Raw genomic sequence first — 20,172 nt, 5'->3', positions numbered from 1 at the left:
AAAGTTCCAGAGAGTGGAGTTTTCTCTTACTGGGATCAAGCGTTTGGAAAGAGAGTGGTTACCGTGGAAGAAAAAAATCGGCTGCAAAAAGTCTCTCCCATTTTAAAACATTATTCGGTAGAGCCGCATTTCGTTGAGGAATTTGGGAGAGTCCAAAAAATTTACAGCAATAAAGGCGTTTTTGCCTTAAAGAAAATTAAGCCACAGCATGGGGCAGATTTCATACGGCATGTCCAGAACCTTTATCAAAAAGGATATAACAGAATTGTTCCTATATATCCTTCGGTGGATGGCAGATATGCGGTCCTGCATCAGAATGAGCTTTTTTATTTGATGCCCTGGCTGCCTAATGAAGAGAAAGAAGACCGGTTTGAACGCCATCAGCAAATGCTCAGGGAGCTTGCCCGCCTGCACACGCTGTCATCGCGTGAAGTTCCCATCCAAAAGGAAGAGAGAACCGAACATTATGAAAAAACATTGGAGGAGTGGGAGAAAGAGAACGAGTTTTTGGTTGGTTTTATCGAATCTTGTGAAAGAAAAGAATATATGTCACCCTTTGAGCTGATGTTTACTCTTTACTATCATGATGTTAGCCAGGCCCTAAAATACTCGACTAATAAACTAAAGAGCTGGTACCAAAAAACAAAAGATAGTGATAAAGCTCGGACGGTCATCGTTCATGGAAAGGTATCTACGGAACATTTTTTATATGATGACAGAGGATACGGATACTTCATGAATTTTGAGAATGCGAGGCAAAGCTCTCCTCTTCATGATTTGCTGCCATTTTTATCACGGACGCTGAAAACTTTTCCGAAGAGATCGGATGAAAGTGTAGATTGGATTTACACTTATTTAAAGTATTTCCCTTTTAAAGAGGATGAGATGCTGTTATTTCAGAGTTATTTTGCTCATCCAGGATCCATCATCAGAGCTGCGGAACAATATCATAAAGGAGCCCAGAAGAGGGGGGAAAGAAAATCCGTCCAGCATCTTCAAAGGCAGTATTGGCTGTTGAAAAATACTGAATATGCAGCAATGAGAATAGATGAAATCGAACGTCAAAAGCAGGAAGCAAAAGCTGCTGCTGAAGCTCAAGAGCAAGAAGGAGCCCAAAGCTGATAGTTTGGGCTCCTAAATTAATTCAATATGGAAAGCAATCGCAATCAGAATAAACAGTGAAAGCAGCAGCACATCAAACGTTGTGGGCAATAAGATGGTTCTAATGCCCTGAAAAACACAGAATGGAATAATGAACTGTGCACACACGTTCCTCGCAGTCCTTAACCAGGGAGGCAGTGTGTAAGGGTTGTATTTTCTTCTCAATGTCCCATGCCCCTTTCCAAGATGTCCTTATTTATCGCAGTCTAACGGGCAGTAAGCCTCCCTCTCCCAAGACCCAGAGGAATCGAAGTAGGATAAGCGGGAGTCCAACTGCCCGTAAAGGCCCGATAGGTTCAACTAACAATCAGTGGGGAAAAGCATCCCACTGATTGAAGTTTCACTTTATTTCTATTCTATGAGCGTTCCCTATGCATAGTGCCTATTTTTAAAAGAACGGCCTATTGATGGCCTAATTTATAAGTGATTAGTACGCTTGAACGAAAAAAACGTATAATATATAAAAAACTCGGTTATCCTTATTGACTATAACAGCCTTTTTTCGGTAGTATATTTTATATATAAACTGCATATCGTTGCTAAGACAGGGAAGAGTACAATAGCCCTTTGCCTTTAGAGAGGAAGACCAATAGCTGAAAGGTTTTCCAGGCAGAACTGTTGGAAGGTCGCCCTCGAGCATTTTTTGCGAAAGGTTCCATCCGAGTAGTGAAAGACGGGAAATCCGTTATCTGTTTAAGAGTCAATCCTTTAAGGGAATTCTGCATATAAATAATTATTTCCTTATCCGATTGAAAAAAAGGTGGTACCGCGAAGCAAACTCCATTCGTCCTTTTATGGCGATTGGAGTTTTTTATTTTATTGAAGCAAAGCTTTAGAAAGGAAGAAAACATATGGAAAACAACGAATTATCTATGCCGACTAAATATGATCCGCAGTCGATTGAAAAAGGACGATATGACTGGTGGCTCGAGGGCCAATTTTTCGAGGCGAAGGACGATGCCAAAAAGCAGCCTTACACAATCGTTATACCGCCGCCAAACGTAACAGGAAAACTTCATCTTGGCCATGCATGGGATACGACTCTTCAAGATATCCTGACACGCATGAAGCGTATGCAGGGTTATGATGTTTTATGGCTGCCTGGCATGGACCATGCAGGAATCGCAACACAGGCAAAGGTGGAAGAGAAGCTTCGCGGTGAAGGCAAAAGCCGCTATGAACTTGGCCGCGAGAAGTTTGTTGAAGAAACATGGAAATGGAAAGAGAAATATGCCAGCCATATCCGCCAGCAATGGTCAAAGCTTGGATTAGGTTTGGATTACAGCCGTGAGCGTTTCACTCTGGATGAAGGACTGTCTAAAGCTGTAAGAGAGGTTTTCGTTTCTCTTTATAATAAAGGGTTGATCTATCGAGGCGAGTACATCATCAACTGGGACCCATCCACTAAAACGGCTCTTTCTGATATTGAGGTTATTTATAAAGATGTACAGGGTGCCTTCTATCATATGAGATACCCGCTTACTGATGGTTCAGGCCATATAGAAATTGCTACTACACGCCCTGAGACAATGCTTGGCGATACAGCTGTTGCCGTACATCCGGAAGATGTCCGCTATAAGCATTTGATCGGCAAGACGGTTAAGCTGCCGATCACAGGACGGGAAATTCCGATTGTGGCCGATGACTATGTAGAAATGGATTTCGGTTCTGGTGCTGTAAAAATTACGCCTGCACACGATCCGAATGATTTTGAAATCGGAAATCGCCACAATCTTGAAAGAATTCTCGTTATGAATGAAGATGGCACATTGAACAGTAAAGCAGGAAAATACCAAGGGATGGACCGTTTTGAATGCCGCAAGCAAATCGTGAAGGATCTTCAGGAAGAGGGAGTTCTTTTCAAAATTGAAGAGCATATGCATTCTGTTGGGCATTCTGAGCGCAGCGGTGCAGTTGTGGAACCGTACCTTTCAACACAATGGTTTGTAAAAATGCAGCCTCTTGCGGATGAAGCCATCGCTCTCCAAAATCAAGAGGATAAAGTAAATTTTGTGCCAGAGCGGTTTGAAAAAACATATCTGCGCTGGATGGAAAATATTCGTGACTGGTGTATTTCACGCCAGCTTTGGTGGGGACACCGCATCCCGGCCTGGTATCACAAGGAAACTGGTGAAGTTCACGTAGGACACGAAGCTCCTCGAGATATTGAAAACTGGGAACAGGACAAAGATGTTCTGGATACTTGGTTCAGTTCAGCACTATGGCCATTTTCGACAATGGGTTGGCCGGATACTGACTCAAGCGACTATAAAAGATACTATCCAACAGCTGCCCTTGTAACAGGCTATGATATCATTTTCTTCTGGGTATCACGAATGATCTTCCAGGGAATCGAGTTTACAGGACAGCGTCCATTCCAGGATGTATTAATCCATGGACTGGTTCGTGACTCACAGGGACGCAAAATGAGTAAGTCTCTTGGAAATGGCGTTGATCCGATGGATGTAATTGATCAGTATGGTGCCGATTCACTCCGCTACTTCCTTTCTACAGGAAGCTCACCAGGGCAGGATTTGCGCTTCAGTATGGAAAAGGTTGAGGCAACATGGAACTTTGCAAATAAAATCTGGAACGCATCCCGCTTTGCATTAATGAACATGGATGGATTAACATACGAAGAAATTGATTTAAGCGGTGAAAAGTCTGTTGCTGACAAATGGATATTAACCCGTTTGAATGAAACAATTGAGACGGTTACAAGATTGTCTGACCGCTATGAGTTTGGCGAGGTTGGCCGAGTCCTATACAACTTCATATGGGATGACTTCTGTGATTGGTATATCGAAATGGCGAAACTTCCGCTGTATGGTGAAGATGAATCGGCCAAGAAAACAACCCGTTCCATCCTGGCATATGTTCTGGATAATACAATGCGGCTGCTGCACCCATTTATGCCATTTATCACGGAAGAGATTTGGCAGAATATTCCACACTCAGGTGAATCCATTACGGCTGCCCAGTGGCCGGCAGTAAATAATGAATACACAGATAACCAGGCTGTAAATGAAATGAAGCTGCTTGTTGAAATCATTCGCTCTGTCCGCAATAGCCGTGCTGAAGTAAATACGCCGATGAGCAAGAAGATTAAAATGATGGTTAAAGCCAAGGACCAGAGTGTTCTTGCAACTCTAGAAAATAACCGTGGGTATATTGAACGCTTCTGTAATCCTGAGGAACTGGTATTGGCGCAGGATGCTGAGACACCTGATAAGGCGATGACAGCAGTTGTAACAGGAGCAGAAATTATCCTGCCGCTTGAAGGTCTGATTAACATCGAAGAAGAAGTTGCCCGTCTTCAGAAAGAGCGGGATAAATTAAATAAAGAAGTGGAGCGTGTTCAAAAGAAACTTTCAAATGAAGGTTTTATTAAAAAAGCGCCTGAAAAAGTGATTGAAGAAGAAAAGGCAAAAGAACAGGATTACAGCGAGAAGAGAGCAGCTGTAGAAGCTCGCATTAAAGAATTAAAAGGAGAATAAATAATCTTTATTGGAAGGCGAGTCCAAATATAGGATTCGTCTTCCTTCCTGTATAACGGAGGTGCAAAATAAATGTTTACGACTTATGATGAAGCACTGGAGTGGATTCATTCCAGATTAAGGCTTGGGATGAAGCCGGGACTTCAGAGGATGGAATGGATGATGGATAGGCTCGGTCATCCTGAAAGAAGAATCAAATCCGTACACATAGGCGGAACGAATGGCAAAGGCTCAACAGTAACCTTTTTGAGGTCGATTCTTCAGGAGGCAGGTTATTCTGTCGGGACCTTTACATCCCCTTATTTTGAGCAATTTAATGAGCGGATTTCCCTAAATGGTGTTCCGATCAAGGATGAAGATATTGTCCGGCTGGCAAATGATATTTATCCGCTTGCAGCTGAGCTGGAAAATACAGAACTCGGAGGGCCAACCGAATTTGAAATCATCACCGCCATGGCATTCCAGTATTTTGGGCATGTACATCCTCCTGATATTGTGCTGTTTGAAGTTGGTTTAGGAGGCCGGTATGATTCCACCAATATCATTTATCCCATCCTCTCAATCATTACAAGCATTGGGCTTGACCATACAGCAATCCTTGGGGATACATATGAAAAAATAGCATTTGAGAAAGCAGGAATTATTAAACCAGGAGTAAGTGTCATTACAGGTGTTAAACAGGAAGAAGCGTTAACGGTTATAAAAGATCAGGCTTTTGAAAAAAAGGCACCTGTTTATCAGCTGGGAAATGAATTTAGCATTGGAGGTCACCAATCCTTGGCAAGGGGGGAATTCTTTAACCTAAACACAGTCTTTGAGGAATATTCAGGCCTTGAAACAGGAATGTCCGGCAAACACCAGACTGAAAATGCATCACTTGCTGTGATGGCGGCAGAGCTATTACTGAATTTTTATTCCTTTCTAATAGGAGACGAACATATAAGAGCTGGCCTTAAAAAAGCATACTGGCCAGGGAGATTTGAAATACTGTCAGAAGACCCATTCGTTATCATTGATGGGGCACATAATGAAGAAGGAATAACCGCTCTGACAGCAGAATTGGCAAATCGCTTCCAAGATAAAAGAAAAAAACTTGTTTTTGCTGCTTTATCTGATAAAAAGCTCGACAAAATGATTGGGAGCCTTGACTTTACAGCAGATCAAATCGCTTTTACAGAATTCAATTTTCCAAGAGCATCCAGGGCAGAGGAACTATATGCAATAAGTACAAACAGACATAAGCATTATCAGAAAGACTGGAAACTGCTTTTGGAGAATGAACTGAAAGAAACAGATAAAGACAGTATCCTGGTCGTAACAGGTTCTCTCTATTTCTTGTCAGAAATAAAACCCTATTTAATAGAACTAATAAATGACAAAAATTGATAATGTGACAAAAGTTAGAAAATTTGATAAAATATCCATATTATCCGACTTTTTTCCTAAAGTCTTATGTGGAGGAGGGTTAAAATGGTTAGTTCAAAATCAAAAAAAATGATTTGGCTGATCTGGCTTATCATTTTTCCTGCAGGATTATTGCTGACTTATCATTTCTTCCCTCCTCAGATTGCAGGACAGGAAGTCAATCTATTCGCCTTCTTTATACTAATGTTTTTTGTATCAGCCATGCCAATGGTAATTAACAATACTCCTATTTTTTTACTTCAATGGGTTTCAATGGCGGTGTTTTTGACATTTGGACTTTTTGTGGAAATGGTTATGGTACAGTTGGGGGTTATAATACTCCTTTTAAAGCTGAAGGTACAAAAAGACCAGCTCTTCCGTCTGCCGCTAAACTCTTTAATGTTTTTTGCAGTGTCATTGGCAAGCGGGATTGCCTATTTTGCGATGGGTGGGAAAACGGGAGCTGATGTTATTGCCAACCCGGAATACTTTTGGATTGCCACATCCTATCCCGTTATCCATTTTACTTTAAATCAGCTGCTGCTCAGTATCATTCAGTATACGGTGTATGGCAGAAAAAGCTCTTTTTTCGAAAAGGATCTTGTTTGGGAATCTGTCACATCGCTGATTACTTTCCCAATTGGGCTGGTTCTTTATATTCTTTATCTTGAGGTAGGGCTGCTGGCATTGTTATTTGTGGGTGTTCCATTTGTGAGCCTCTCGATTATTCTTCACCTTTATTACTCTAGTGTAAAAATAAATGATTACCTTCAAAAGGCAACAGAAATTGGACATCAAATGGCGGAACGACTCCAAGTCAATGATGTCATGGAACTTTTTATTTTTAAATTGAGTGAGATGCTTCCAGTAGATCATGCCTTTATCCTTGATGTTATGGATCGAGAGCAATTGCATTTAATCTATCGGGTTGAAAAAGGACGAAAGAAGCCGCTTGATTTACCCCCCCTTAGGAAAAATGAAGGGATTAGCGGACTAGTTTGGTCTACAAGAAAATCCGCATTATTTCATTCTAAAAAAGAGTGGAAAAGCATTACGAAGGAATTCCTTCCAGATGCAGCAGAAAGTATTATCTGTGTCCCAATTGTTCGCAGCAATGAAGTAGTCGGAGTGCTTCTGCTTTCTTCAAATAAAAAGCAGGCTTTTGAAAAATCCCAATTGATGATCGTCGATATATTATGTTCACACTTTGCAATTGCAATTGAAAATGCAAAGCACCATGAAGAAACGAAAGCAATAAGCGAACGATGTGCACTAACCAGGCTTTACAATTATCGCTATATTGAAAATAAACTTAATGACGAATTCAGTCGCATGCAAATGGGTGAAAGGGAACTTTTGTCCTTAATTATCCTAGACATTGATCATTTTAAACAAGTAAATGATACATATGGACACCAAAGCGGAAATGAAATACTTTGTGAACTCGCAGATCGGCTCACACATTTGATGAATAAGGCAGGAATTGCTGCCAGATATGGCGGCGAAGAATTTGTCGTATTAATGCCTGATACCAGCAAAGGTGATGCACTAGACTGGGCAGAACTTATCAGACAGAATATTGCCAACCGTCCATTCTTACTCAAACAGCACATTGATGAAAGCGGTAAAAACCTAGCCGTTCATATCACCGCCTCCATTGGTGTAGCATCAGCACCAGAGGATGCAGATGATCCGCTTGCTTTGATTCGCCATGCAGATAGGGCTTTATATGTTGGGGCTAAACGGGCAGGGCGGAATAGGGTTGCGGAATATGTTAAGTAGAAAGCATCGGTATGATGCTTTTTTTATTTGTAAATCTTTCTAGAAAGCAGCTTACTTTATTTGGAGAAAAACTAAAAAGCAGAAATAAAAACCTTGAAGAAAAATATATACAATACAGTGAAAAAAATGTAAAAAATGATAAATTTATATACCTTTTTGTCATTTCGCATGATAGAATATGATAGAAATCATCGCGGTACATTTGGACTATTTTTGTATAGTACAAATGAAACAGAAAAATAGAGGAAGCGTTGAAGTATGACTTGTAAATGGGCACCTAAGTCATACGAAGCTACTGGTGCAACCGGCCTTTACTATTTGTATAGCAATATACATATTTGTAATGGCTTTTTTATTTACTTTAAGAGATTATAAAAGACTCTTAAAATATTTTAGGAGCTATTATATGATTAAGAGGAGGAAAAGGATTAAATGAAAAAACTGCTGAACAGAAAAATGAAACTGTTAAAAAACCAGCAAGGCTTAACACTGGTTGAACTGCTAGTGGTGATTGTGATTTTGGGGATTATCGCGGCGATAGCGATTCCGATGGTTATCAGCAATAAAGATGATGCTGCTGAAAAAGCAGCAAAACAGACCAATGCAATTGTGCTGGATGCTGCTAGCCGTTATGAGGCAGTTGAAGGTAGTGCGCCAGATAGTTTTGCAGTTCTTGTAACTTCAAAATATCTTGCAAAAACACCAGAATGTCCAGGTGACTATAAGGTTAACACTGATACTGATTTCAAAAACTATTGTGTTAAATAATAAGATAGGCTTCTGGTTTTCTTATTCTGATTTGATTAGAACTGAGGGCATCTGTCTGCTGCTGTGGTAAGGTAACCGTAGGCTATATAGGCAAAGCAGGCTCCCGTTCCTCCCCGCGGAAAGCAAGTGTCCGGAGCGGAAATCAACGGACAACATTATATAAAAAAATTCCTTTAAAAAAGCTGTCGCGTCATTATTGGCGGCGACAGCTTTTTTCTAATACATACTGGCATTTGAGAAGGGATGGTTTTAGTTGATTTATATTGATATGTTCGTATTCATCTATGCACTGCTCTTGGGAAGTTTCCTGAATGTGGCGGCAATCCGCCTGTTGAAGAAGGAATCAGTGTCCTTCCCCCCTTCTCATTGTCCAACCTGCAAAAATAAGTTAAACGTATTCGATTTGGTTCCTGTCTTTAGCTATCTGTTTCTCAGAGGGAAGTGCCGCTATTGCAAACAGAGAATTTCGGCTTTATACCCGTTTGGTGAGTTGTTAACAGCATTCACTATTTTTCTTGTTTATAAAGAAATCGGCTGGACTCTTGAGCTGATACCCGCCTTACTTCTTACAGTTTTGCTGCTTCTTTCTGTTCTAACAGATATACGTGAAAAGCTGATCCTGGACATTATTACTTTCCCCATGCTTGGTTTGCTGGTGCTTATTCGTTATTTTATTGGAACGGAGCCCTTTATGCATTATCTGCTGGGTGGAGTGGTTGGGTTTTCTTTATTATTAATCATAGCGATTGTCAGCAAAGGAGGCATGGGCGGGGGGGATATTAAACTATACGCAGCAATAGGCGTTGGTTTAGGTCCATTATTAACCATTATGAGTCTTGTTCTTGCGTCCTTTGCTGGAGCAATTGCAGGTGTATTTTTATTGCTGACTGGAAAAGTAAAGCGGCAGGAGCCGATTCCGTTTGCTCCATTTATTTTTATTGGGACTATTCTATCATTTCTTTATGGAAATGAGATATTTCAGTGGTACATCAGCTTTTACTAGAGGTGAGAAATCGTGAAAAATGAGCGCGGGATCACGTTAATTGAACTTTTGGCTGCGATTGCAATTTCTGGCATGATCATTGTCCCTTTACTTACCATTACCACAGGCACCTTAAATAGGACAGCCTCTCAAGGAGAAGAAACACAGCTTTTCTATTTTGCTCAAGAAGTAATGGAGGTTATTAGAAGTGAAGGATATGACCCTAATAAGGTACTGTATTATTGTTCTGTGGATGATGGCTGTGATTTAAACAAAGGTACTGGCGATGCTGCGGAGGTTGTCGTTACCAAAACGGACAGGGAGTACCACAATCATATATATTTTAAAATAACTGTAACCGCCCATTCACTTGATTCGGCTGAAGAAGCCGAAGAGCTGGTAACGGTGGTGAAGCCATAGTGAATCAGAAGGGAGTAACTTTAATAGAACTTTTAGTCACCGTAACCATTATGTCAGCAGTATTATCAGTAAGCATCCTTCTAGTGAATGTGGCACTAAAGTCTGAGCAAGAAGTGACAGTGAAAAATGAATTACAGCGTGAGGCAAGATTTATTGCTGAAAGCGTTACAGAGAAAATAAGAGATGGAGTTAAGGCAAGTTATGATGCAGAAGCTGGAAAGATCGTATTTTCGGATGGTAGGTCTCTTGCTATTGAAACTGGAAATATAGATCAATTTGATCTCTCACCCAAAAGGGAAAACGTCTATGATTTACATCTGATCTTAAATCATTCTGATAGCCCTATCAATTATGAGTTAAATACTGAAATTGTCATTTCTGAGAGGTTTCGTTATTAGGAGGATGATACATAATTGAAACTATGCCTGAAGAGTCAAAATGGCTCAGCGCTGATACTAGTCCTTTTTTTGATTGTATTTTTAACCATTGCTGGAACAGCCCTGCTTAATACTACTACTTACAGCATGAAAACCATTGAGAACAACCAAATAGATCAGGAAGAATTTTACAGATCCGAAGGAGCATTAGAAATCGTTTTAAATGAAATGTCGGAGTATACAGATGCAAAAGGCAATACGGGGCCGTATTTTTACTTATTAAACGGTGAATCTACGGAAAGCCCGTATAATATTGGATCGCAAAATATAGATGTTGGCATCCAGGTTGATCCCATGACCCCAATAATTGACCCGCATTCGTTTAAGCCAGGAGATGCTTATAATGTAAATGTTGAATTATTAGCAAAAAAAAGCTCCAACTCAAGAATAGAAAGAAAGCTTAAATTTACGACAACGCTTTCGATTCCAGCCATTGGAACGGTAGATATTTCTGATAAGGCTGTTAATTATGTAACGGACGCTATTAAGAAACAAAATAATTATAAAGTACCTATGGATACAAGATTTCAGCTTTCTCATAATATGTATGAAAATATTTTAACATATGTAAATGAGAATTGGGGAGCGGTACCCCAAATCAATGTTGATACCAAACAATATTATCAATTTCTTAAAGGATTCAGCAGAGTAAATAGGATTGATTTATCAGGGAAGAATGCACAGGTTTATATACCCGGTGATTCTATTGTTCTTGCTGATTCTATTTCTATTACCGGTAATGGAAATAGCACTTATTCAGTAAAAGTGGATGGAGTATTAATTGTTCAAGACTTTTATATTAATGGCAATGCCAAGGTTGTTATTAACAGCGGAATCATTGCAGATACGATTCGCGGTAACTCTAATGCTGCAGAAATTACCGGTGAGGCTAAGGGAATTGATTGCACGTTATTGCCCATTGTGTGCAGCATTCCTTCTGATAAAGGTGAAGGCAAAGATATACCTTTAAATACAAATGTTAACAGCAACAGTGTTAATTTATCAACTCATCGGTAAATAGGGCTTTCATGAATTAAAGAGGTGATAATATGTTTCGCAGCAAAAATTTTTCCGGATTAGATATGAACGGCAAGCAAGTCTTCTGTGCTGCAGTCAAAATAGAAAGAGGGCTCCCTGTTTTACAGGAAATTTGTCACATTACATTGAAAGATGAGATCGTTTCAGGAGGACGAATCTCTCAAACAGAAACGATTTCATCAGAATTAGCAAATGCTTTAAGAAAAGGCGTTCTTTCTAAGAATATTCACATAGCTATTCCTACTCAAAATATTTTAGTTCGGAAAATTGTTTCATTGCCTGATGTGGAAAAGGAGGAATTGGGAAAACTGCTGGAATTCCAAATAGGCGAGAGCATTCACCTCCCCTTTGAAGAGCCAGTCTATGATTTTGTGAAAATAGGATCTATTATGCCTAATGCAATTAGAAACTTAAATGAAGAATTATCTTTAGATGAATTGGCAAAAGGTATAGAAGAAAATTTGGAAGGCCCTAAAAGTGAAGTAATCTTGTTTGCTGCTTCAAAAACGCTTGCTGCGGATTTAGCTGAAGTCTGTATTTCAGCTGGACTTAAGCCATTATCCGCTGAAGTCAGGGCCCTGGCTCTTCAGCGGCTGCTATTATATGTTCATCCTATGTGGCTGAAAGAGACTGAAATGATTCTGGATGTCGCAGAAGATTCGATTGAAATTCATATCTTTAAAGAAAATAAAATCATTTTCTCCAGAATGATGTCAATAAATCAAAATGTATATTCATTTAATCAGGAAAATACTCCCTCTCTTTCTAGTGAAACATTAATTTTAGATGAAGACAAGACTCTGTCCTTTGAGAGCAATAAAGAGATTGCTGCTTCAACCGATGGTTCAAAGTATTCATTTGAAGAATCATTTTTGGATGAAATTATAAGGGAGATTGAGAGAGCGCAAAACTTTTTTCGATATTCATTAAATGAACGAGATAGTGATTTAAAGAGAATAATTGTAACAGGAAAGAAAACAAATCAAGTTCTTAAACCACTAAAAGAAAGACTGGGAAGCGAATTAGTTGTGCGGATTGATTATAGTTCAATCTTAGCTGATAGCTTTAAAAGTGAAAGTTTGCTGGATGCCTGCAGTGTCGCTATCGGTTTGGCTTTAAGAGCTAAAGATCATTAGCATATGTAAAGTGATGTCAGAATGGAGGATCATCGTGGAAATTAGGATAAATTTGTTGCCTCAAGTTAATAGCCGCAAAGAAAGGCGTTCTGCTTATTTACTTCCTTTCCTGGCAGTCACGGCAATCATTTTCTTCGCTGCGTTTCTTGTTTATACATATTTTGATGCCAAAGAGTCTTTAAGGACTCTGACAGAAAAAGTTACGGCACAAACTTCAGAACGTGACCAAAAAAGAGAAGAATTAACCAAAAGGACAAACGGAATTAATGAATATAACTTTAAGGATAAGCATAAATTACTAAACAATGCTTTAAATGGGATTTATAAAAATACCATTGAGCTTCAAAAAAGTATTTATATGCTATTGCCTGAGAATGCTAAAGTGGCGTCGTTTTCCTACCTAAATACTGGAGAGGCATCTCTAACTATTAAGTTTTATTCTAAGGGTGATTCAGCCATTTTTCTTCATGATTTGCTTAACGCGGAATTTATTGAGGATGCCAAATTAATAAGCATTTCTGCAAATGATAAGGAACTTATATATGAATCAGATTTCGAGTTAAAGCTAAAAATTTTAAAGGGTGACGGACTATGACGAAATGGCTAGAGCATAACAAGAAGGTATTGTATGTCATTATTCTGTTAACGTTCTGTCTTTTAATCTCTTTTTACATTTTTGCTATTAGGTCAATACAGGTGGAAGAAAAGCACCAAGGTGAACAATTAAATAGAATCAAAGAAGATAATATTTTTTATCAGTATCAACTATCGGGAGTAACACCTCAAAAACTAACTGAAAATGAAAAAAGCCGAATGGATCAGCAAATACCATCCAAACCGAAGATAGAAGAAATGATAAAAGACCTGGAAAAAATAGAGTTATCACAAGAAGTTCTCATTGAAAATATTGAAGTTGCCAAATCGCAATATATGGAAACAGATGAAGAAAACCCTCAGAATGAAGAAGGTAATCAGCAGGCCAAAGGTAGCTGGCAGGAAGGATTACCGCAGGGGTCTTTGGAGGAAATTAAAAAGAACTTCCCTGATATCGAGAATATAGCCCTTTCGTACATAGATTTTACTATCAACGTCGTTGGCGAAGAAAAGGATGTTAATAGTTTTGTAAACAAACTTGAAACTTTGGAAAGAGCCATCCATATTCAAAGCTATGATTACAGGATAAATGAAGAAAGAGAAAATCTATCAGAAGGAACCGTAATGATCCGGACATATTATAGCGAAGAATTTTCAAATTTAATGGAAAGCAGCAGAGATTTTAAGCTTGACTATGACTTTGATCCTCAGAAAATAAAAAAATACTTAGAAACTGAGAAAGGTTCGACGATGGATGCGATATCTATTGATAGCGGGACTCAAACAGAAAGTAGTCAACAGCTGGAGAATGAGTCATCTAGAATGGAGCCGGTCAATAACCAACGAGTTCAAAGGATGCCGCAAGAAAGTGAGCATAGTAATATAGATCTGAGTAATCCTTATGTCGTTTCTCCGGAAGCTGCTGAAAAAGAGCAGGTATTCCATGTTGTGCAAACAGGCGCATATTCTAACAATCAATATATGTACCTTGAAGTCAATAAATTAATAGATGCTGGAATATACCCAAGAATTATCGGGGAAGAAATGAGTTATATTTATGCAGCAGCAGATAATCAAAAAGCATCTGCTCAAAAAATAAGCGAAATCTTAAAACAAACAGGAGTTAATTCTTATGTGAAAACTCTGCCTTATCGTTTAACAGAGCATGAAAAAAAGGTGTTGCTTAAAGAGGTATATGAAGTAACAGGTGCGATCGCAGACATTCTCTCTACTGGTATTGCTTATCAGAATTATCTTGTTAAAGAAGACCAATTAGGCAGCGTGAACCAAAAAATAAAGAATTATGAAGAAAAAGTGAAGCTTCTGCAAAATGACGGTACGGTGTTGCGCGGTCAGGAATTGAAGGAGACTGCAGCATTGTTATCAGAAATTTATTCCTTACTAGAGCACAATGCCTATAAGGATAGTCAACTTATATCTTATTGGAAAGCAGAAGGATTACTTTTAGATTTTATGTTAGTTTTGAACGGGTATGAGTCTGCCAACTTGAAATAGCTGGTGAACTAGTCTGGCGAAGAGAAGGGATAATATGATTCAAAAAAGAAAAAGGTTAGGAGATTTACTGGTAGACTCTTCTGTTATTTCTGAAAAGCAGCTTATGCAGGCGCTTCATGAGCAGAAAAACACAGGGCTGAGACTTGGAGATCAGTTAATCGAGATGAATCTTGTCAGTGAACAGCAAATTATTGAGGTTTTGGAATTTCAGCTGGGCATACCACATGTTGATTTATATAGGCAAAGGCTAGACAAGAAACTGGTTAACATTATTAGTGAAGATTTAGCGCGAAAACATCAAATTCTGCCTCTGAAAAAAACAAATAACAGGCTTATGGTTGCTATGTATGATCCTCTGGACTACTTTGCGCTCGATGATTTGCGATTAAGCACAGGGTTTGAAATTGATCCGGCCATAGCAAAAAAGGAAGAGCTCCGCTTAGCTATTAGTCGTTTTTATGGAATTCAAAAATCTATCGATCAAATGCTGAAAGAGATGCCCTTTAGCGAGGAAGACCAGGATTTTTTAGAATCACAGCAATCGGATGATTCTCCAGTCGCAAAGATGGTAAATCAATTAATTAGCCAGGCAGTACAACTGGGTGCCAGTGATATACATATTGACCCATTTGAAACTGAAACTCTGATAAGGCTTAGGGTAGATGGTATCCTTCGAACAGAGAGAACGCTACCGAAGAAAATGAACAATATGTTGGTTTCAAGAATTAAGATTATGTCCAGCTTAAATATCGCTGAAAAAAGGCTGCCTCAAGATGGCAGATTTAATTTAGATTTAGAACTTAAAACAATTGATCTTCGCGTGTCCATTCTTCCAACTGTACATGGTGAGAAAGTCGTTATGCGCTTGCTGGATACTGGGAGTGTTAAATTAGGAATAGAAAGATTAGGTTTTTCAGAGAGTAATGAAATCAATTTTCGCAGGATGATTAATTATCCTTATGGAATCATACTCGTTACGGGTCCGACTGGTTCCGGTAAATCTACGACTTTATATACGGCATTAAATGAACTTAATTCAGATGCTGTAAATTTAATCACAGTAGAAGATCCAGTGGAATACCAAATAAAAGGGATTAATCAACTTCAGGTGAAGCCTTCTATCGGCCTTACTTTTGCGGCGGGCTTGCGCTCCATTCTGCGACAGGATCCTGATGTTATTATGGTCGGAGAAATTCGGGATTCAGAAACGGCTGAAATCGCTTTGCGATCAGCTATGACTGGACATTTAGTTTTAAGTACACTGCACACAAACGATTCAGCAGGAGCAATAAGCAGATTAAATGATATGGGCATTGAACCATTCTTAATTGCTTCGTCTATCGTTGGTGTAGTAGCGCAGCGCCTTGTTCGAAAGGTATGCCCGCACTGTTCATCAAAATATACCTTATCCAAGGAAGAAGAAGAGTTATTTACTTCCAGAGGATTAAAAACCAATGGAATTGTAAAGGGAGCAGGGTGCTCTTATTGCAATAGTACAGGCTATATAGGGAGATTCGCAATTCATGAGATGATAGTCGTAGATGACCACCTGCGTCAAATGATTAACATTAAACAGTCCGATGCTACTTATCGTGAGTATGTAAAAGAACAAGGGTTTAAGTCATTACTCGATGATGGACTAACAAAGGCATCGCAGGGGAAAACCACATTAGAGGAAATTTACCGGGTTCTATCATATTAATGGAAAGGAATTGTAAGCAATGGATGCAACAAATACATTAAGTATGGAAAAAATGCTACATTTTGCTTATAAAAATAATGCTTCAGACTTACATGTTACAGCAGGTATAACACCAATTGTCCGAATTAATGGGAGGTTAAAAAAAATTGGGACAAAAAATTTGGCGCATAATGAAACAATGCAATTGGTTAAAGAGATTACCACAGAAGAACAATTAGCATGTTTTCATCATGCTAGAGAGCTTGATTTTTCCTACGCGCTTCCGGGTATTTGCAGGTTTAGGGTGAACTTATATATGCAGCGTGGATCGGCAGGTATTGTATGCCGTATCATAAATAGCAAAATTCCAACTTTGGATTCTTTGAAACTGCCGCTTATTACAAAAGAACTAGCCAAAAAAACGCAGGGCATACTGCTTGTTACTGGGCCTACCGGCAGCGGAAAATCAACGACTCTGGCAGCGATAATAGATTATATTAATGAAAACTGCAGCAAGCATATTCTGACATTAGAAGACCCAATAGAGTATCTTCATAGTCATAAAAACAGCATTATCAATCAGCGGGAAATCGGCCAGGATAGCAAGTCCTTTTCAGTTGCCCTCCGTGCAGCGCTCAGACAAGACCCAGATGTCATTCTCGTTGGAGAAATGCGAGACCTTGATACCATACAAACGGCAATCACTGCAGCGGAAACCGGCCATCTCGTATTGGCTACGCTGCACACCACTAGTGCAGCCCAGACGATTGACAGGATTATTGATGTTTTTCCAGCGGAACAGCAGCAGCAGATCCGTATCCAGCTTGCAAATACTTTAACAGGAGTCATTTCACAGCGGCTGCTTCCTACTGCAGACAGCAGGGGACGCGTGGCAGCCCTTGAAATAGTAGTCTCCAACAATGCGGTTGCGAATCTAATCCGTTCAAATAAGATACATCAGATACAAACAGTAATCGAAACAAGTAAAGCGCAGGGAATGCAGTCTTTAAATCAGGCAGTAACACATTTAGTTAAACAAGGTCTTGTTACTCAAGGTATTGCTGATGAATATATCCCAGACTGGAATTATTATGAGTAATTTTCATCCGGAGAGGGGATAAGCGATGCTTTATAAGTATAAAGGGATAGAATCTCAAAGCGGGAAGCAAGTAAAAGGGAAGCTTGATGCAGGATCGAAATCCGAAGCAATGGAAGCGCTAAAAAGAAAGGGATTCTATTTATCTGAACTGACCGAGAAAAAAGAATCCATATTGAATAAAAATCTAAACATCACAATCGGCCAGCCGGTATCAAAGCAGGAATTTGTTGTTTTTTGCAGGCTCCTGGCCACTTTATTAAATGCTGGCACTCCAATAGTTGACTCTATAAGGCTGCTTATTGATCAGATAACTTCTAAAGCGTTTAAAGGTGTATTAATGGATGTTTATCGTGATATTCAATCCGGAACTTCCTTTTCGGATGCTTGTAAAAAGTTCCCTAAATTCTTTGATACAGTCTTTGTTAATATGGTTCTTGCCGGTGAGACGAGTGGTCATTTAGAAAATGTCATAGAAAGGTTAGCTGTTTTCTATGAGAAGGAGCATAAAATAAGAGGAAAAGTAAAATCGGCGATGATGTATCCTATTGCTGTCACAATTATAGCAATAGTCGTTGTCATTGTCCTTCTAACAAAAGTATTACCAAGCTTGCTTAATAATCTTATTTCCGTAGGGGGGGAAATCCCATTACCTACTAAGCTAGTTATAGCCGCTTCTGATTTTCTGATAGAAAAGTGGTATATTTGTTTACTAGTTGTTTTGCTGGCTGTTGTTATGTACTTAGCGATAAAACGAAGTTCAAAAGGTCAATATATGCTTGATTATCTAAAGTTAAAAGTACCTGTATTTGGCATGCTGAACCAAAAGCAAATAATTGCAAGAGTTACAAGGACGATGGCATCTCAATTCTCCAGTTCAGTACCAGTTTTGCAAACGCTAAAAATGAGTGCGGAAGTTGCGGATAATTTAGTGATTGCGAAAGTGCTGGAAGAATCAGGAGAATCTCTTCGCGGGGGGGATAGTTTATCGGCTCCTTTTTCACAGAGCTGGGTTTTTCCAAAGATGGTTTCCCATATGGTTGCAATAGGAGAAGAGACAGGTCAGTTAGATTCAATGCTTGATAAAATTGCAGAATTTTATGAAGAAGAAGTCGATCAGATGGCCACTCGATTAAGTTCTATTTTAGAGCCGCTTCTAATCGCGATACTCGGTGGTATAGTCGGATTAATTGTACTGGCTGCGATGCTTCCTATGTTTTCCATATATAATAACTTCTAGGATTATTTTTTCACTTTATTGCTTTCAAGCTTATTTTATTCGCTGAGTTGATTGGAGCGGAAGGCGCTAAACTCCAATAGGAGCAATGTTCAAGGGAAGGTCCGGCAGATCCATAGTTTTGATGAGGTTTTACGGTCGCCCTTTGGATTTGCTGAGTGCCTCGTGCTGAAATAAAAGGGGGAAATTCTTAAGCAAAACAAAAACCTATACGAAAAGAACCAATCTAAAAAATTTGACGAAATCATTCAATAACAAGACGACAAAAGTCTTGTTATTTTTTTTTTGCAGTATGTTAGGATGAAACCAATTCAGCAATCGACATGGAAGGAGGGCAAGTTGTGGACAAGCCTAATAATAACGGGAAAACGATCACCATAAAGATAAATGGCAAAGACCGGCCGTTTCAGGAGAAAAGGGATGAAAAGCAGGAAGAGTCCTGGAAGGTAAAAGAGCTGGATCGAAAAAAACAGAAAGAAGAAGAGACGGAGTTTTTTGCTTCGATTCAGACAGCCGCTGGAAAAGAAGCAGATGATCGCTTTGATTGGATCCTGCCGGAAGAAACGGAGGATTCTGAGATAAAAGAATTTAAAATTGCCAGTCCTTCAAAAAAAACGGCCTATCAAGGACTCAATTCATTGGCCAAAACGTTCAAAAGAAAAAATAAGCAAGGGTTTCTTACGTCTATTTTTCTGGCTGTCTTTTTTGCTGTCTTGCTTGGGACAAGCTTTGGTTTCATCATGCTTAAGTTAGTATTCACGGATCAGTCAGTCGAGACTGCTTCTCCTCCTGCTGTCAGCGAACCAGCTGTTTTTTCTGATCAGCCGGCCGGAATGGAAAGTTTGACATTGGAATCTATTACTACCTATGTGATACAAGAAGGTGTTTACAAAAACAAAGAGTCTGCAAAACAATTTCAAGCATCTATTGAGAAAAAAGGTGTTCCAGTTCAAATGTATGAAATGAACGGAGACACGGTATTATATTTAGGAGTATCAGATACCCTTAATAATGCTAAAGCAATTGGCAATCAGATTAAAAATAGCAATGGGCTAAATTTTTACGCAAAAGAGATTACTTTTGATGGAAAGTCAATTGATGGATTGAATGCCGAAGAGAAAAAGCTTCTTAAAATGGTTCCGGCCATATACCAAAGCCTTGCAGCAGGGGCAGCGGATGCTTCAATTGAAAAGTCCATTCATGCAAACGTGCTCGAGGAATTAAAAACACACAGCGAAAATCTTAATAAGCTGCCCGCTGACCAAATTAAGAAACAAGGTCTTATTACGATTAAAGAGGAACTAATTAATGCCTCAAAGCAGCTGGATGCATTTCAGCAGTATGGAGATTCTGCATCAGCCGTAAAAGGCCAGCAGCATCTGCTTGCGTTTTTAGCTGCCTATCAATCCTTGTAAGCAAATAGT

Annotated in this window: 17 protein-coding genes, 1 riboswitch and 1 other annotated feature; of the genes, 16 read left to right on the top strand and 1 reads right to left on the bottom strand. The window is 39.2% G+C overall.

The features are described 5' to 3' along the window. The first annotated feature begins 63 nt into the window (after nt 1-63). Nucleotides 64-1,122, top strand: coding sequence for a spore coat protein YsxE (gene ysxE / locus NCCP133_RS02630; protein ID WP_264803403.1), 1,059 nt, complete (start codon nt 64-66; stop codon nt 1,120-1,122). Nucleotides 1,123-1,134: 12 nt separating this feature from the next. On the opposite strand, the gene NCCP133_RS02625 is transcribed toward ysxE, so the two are convergent. After that, a complete protein-coding gene (locus NCCP133_RS02625; RefSeq protein ID WP_264803402.1) occupies nt 1,135-1,326 on the bottom strand; it encodes a hypothetical protein in 192 nt (63 codons plus the stop codon). A gap of 367 nt (nt 1,327-1,693) precedes the next feature. Then, nucleotides 1,694-1,956, top strand: a binding site (T-box leader). A 56-nt stretch (nt 1,957-2,012) separates the two neighbouring features. Between NCCP133_RS02625 and NCCP133_RS02620 the strand changes: the two genes are divergently transcribed. The 15 genes from NCCP133_RS02620 to NCCP133_RS02550 all read left to right on the top strand — a co-directional run bounded on the left by NCCP133_RS02620 (nt 2,013) and on the right by NCCP133_RS02550 (nt 20,163). Beyond that, a complete protein-coding gene (locus tag NCCP133_RS02620; RefSeq protein WP_264803401.1) occupies nt 2,013-4,658 on the top strand; it encodes a valine--tRNA ligase in 2,646 nt (881 codons plus the stop codon). Between the two features lie 72 nt (nt 4,659-4,730). Further along, the gene (locus NCCP133_RS02615) at nt 4,731-6,044 is read left to right on the top strand and encodes a bifunctional folylpolyglutamate synthase/dihydrofolate synthase (RefSeq protein WP_264803400.1); all 1,314 of its coding nucleotides are present in this window, start codon (nt 4,731-4,733) and stop codon (nt 6,042-6,044) included. Between the two features lie 84 nt (nt 6,045-6,128). Further along, on the top strand, nt 6,129-7,844 hold the full coding sequence (locus tag NCCP133_RS02610; protein ID WP_264803399.1) for a sensor domain-containing diguanylate cyclase: 1,716 nt from the start codon (nt 6,129-6,131) through the stop codon (nt 7,842-7,844). Nucleotides 7,845-8,079: 235 nt separating this feature from the next. After that, a riboswitch (cyclic di-GMP riboswitch) is annotated at nt 8,080-8,163 on the top strand. A gap of 113 nt (nt 8,164-8,276) precedes the next feature. Continuing rightward, nucleotides 8,277-8,612, top strand: a complete 336-nt coding sequence (locus tag NCCP133_RS02605; protein WP_264803398.1) for a prepilin-type N-terminal cleavage/methylation domain-containing protein — start codon at nt 8,277-8,279, stop codon at nt 8,610-8,612. 253 nt (nt 8,613-8,865) lie between these two features. Beyond that, a complete protein-coding gene (locus tag NCCP133_RS02600) occupies nt 8,866-9,615 on the top strand; it encodes a prepilin peptidase (RefSeq protein WP_264803397.1) in 750 nt (249 codons plus the stop codon). A gap of 12 nt (nt 9,616-9,627) precedes the next feature. Further along, nucleotides 9,628-10,014 (top strand): type IV pilus modification PilV family protein, encoded by a 387-nt coding sequence (locus tag NCCP133_RS02595; RefSeq protein ID WP_264803396.1) that lies wholly within the window; start codon nt 9,628-9,630, stop codon nt 10,012-10,014. After that, nucleotides 10,014-10,412, top strand: coding sequence for a PilW family protein (locus NCCP133_RS02590; protein WP_264803395.1), 399 nt, complete (start codon nt 10,014-10,016; stop codon nt 10,410-10,412). Before NCCP133_RS02595 ends, NCCP133_RS02590 begins: the two co-directional genes overlap by 1 nt. Nucleotides 10,413-10,427: 15 nt before the next feature. Further along, nucleotides 10,428-11,468 (top strand): pilus assembly PilX N-terminal domain-containing protein, encoded by a 1,041-nt coding sequence (locus tag NCCP133_RS02585; RefSeq protein ID WP_264803394.1) that lies wholly within the window; start codon nt 10,428-10,430, stop codon nt 11,466-11,468. A gap of 32 nt (nt 11,469-11,500) precedes the next feature. Next, entirely contained in the window at nt 11,501-12,625 is a 1,125-nt protein-coding gene (gene pilM, locus NCCP133_RS02580) for a type IV pilus biogenesis protein PilM (protein WP_264803393.1), read from the top strand. A 34-nt stretch (nt 12,626-12,659) separates the two neighbouring features. After that, nucleotides 12,660-13,220, top strand: a complete 561-nt coding sequence (locus tag NCCP133_RS02575; RefSeq protein ID WP_264803392.1) for a PilN domain-containing protein — start codon at nt 12,660-12,662, stop codon at nt 13,218-13,220. Continuing rightward, nucleotides 13,217-14,734, top strand: coding sequence for a hypothetical protein (locus tag NCCP133_RS02570; RefSeq protein WP_264803391.1), 1,518 nt, complete (start codon nt 13,217-13,219; stop codon nt 14,732-14,734). The genes NCCP133_RS02575 and NCCP133_RS02570 overlap by 4 nt, the downstream gene beginning before the upstream one ends. 34 nt (nt 14,735-14,768) lie before the next feature. After that, nucleotides 14,769-16,436, top strand: a complete 1,668-nt coding sequence (gene gspE, locus NCCP133_RS02565) for a type II secretion system ATPase GspE (RefSeq protein WP_264803390.1) — start codon at nt 14,769-14,771, stop codon at nt 16,434-16,436. 19 nt (nt 16,437-16,455) lie between these two features. Continuing rightward, on the top strand, nt 16,456-17,514 hold the full coding sequence (locus NCCP133_RS02560; RefSeq protein ID WP_264803389.1) for a type IV pilus twitching motility protein PilT: 1,059 nt from the start codon (nt 16,456-16,458) through the stop codon (nt 17,512-17,514). A gap of 25 nt (nt 17,515-17,539) precedes the next feature. Continuing rightward, nucleotides 17,540-18,751, top strand: coding sequence for a type II secretion system F family protein (locus NCCP133_RS02555; protein ID WP_264803388.1), 1,212 nt, complete (start codon nt 17,540-17,542; stop codon nt 18,749-18,751). A gap of 338 nt (nt 18,752-19,089) precedes the next feature. Then, nucleotides 19,090-20,163, top strand: a complete 1,074-nt coding sequence (locus NCCP133_RS02550) for an SPOR domain-containing protein (protein ID WP_264803387.1) — start codon at nt 19,090-19,092, stop codon at nt 20,161-20,163. The last annotated feature ends 9 nt before the right edge of the window (nt 20,164-20,172 follow it).

Source organism: Cytobacillus sp. NCCP-133 (genome assembly GCF_026011715.1).
Lineage (GTDB): Bacteria > Bacillota > Bacilli > Bacillales > Cytobacillaceae > Cytobacillus.
Note: the sequence above shows the minus strand (reverse complement) of the source record. Positions and strands in the feature narration are given on the sequence as shown.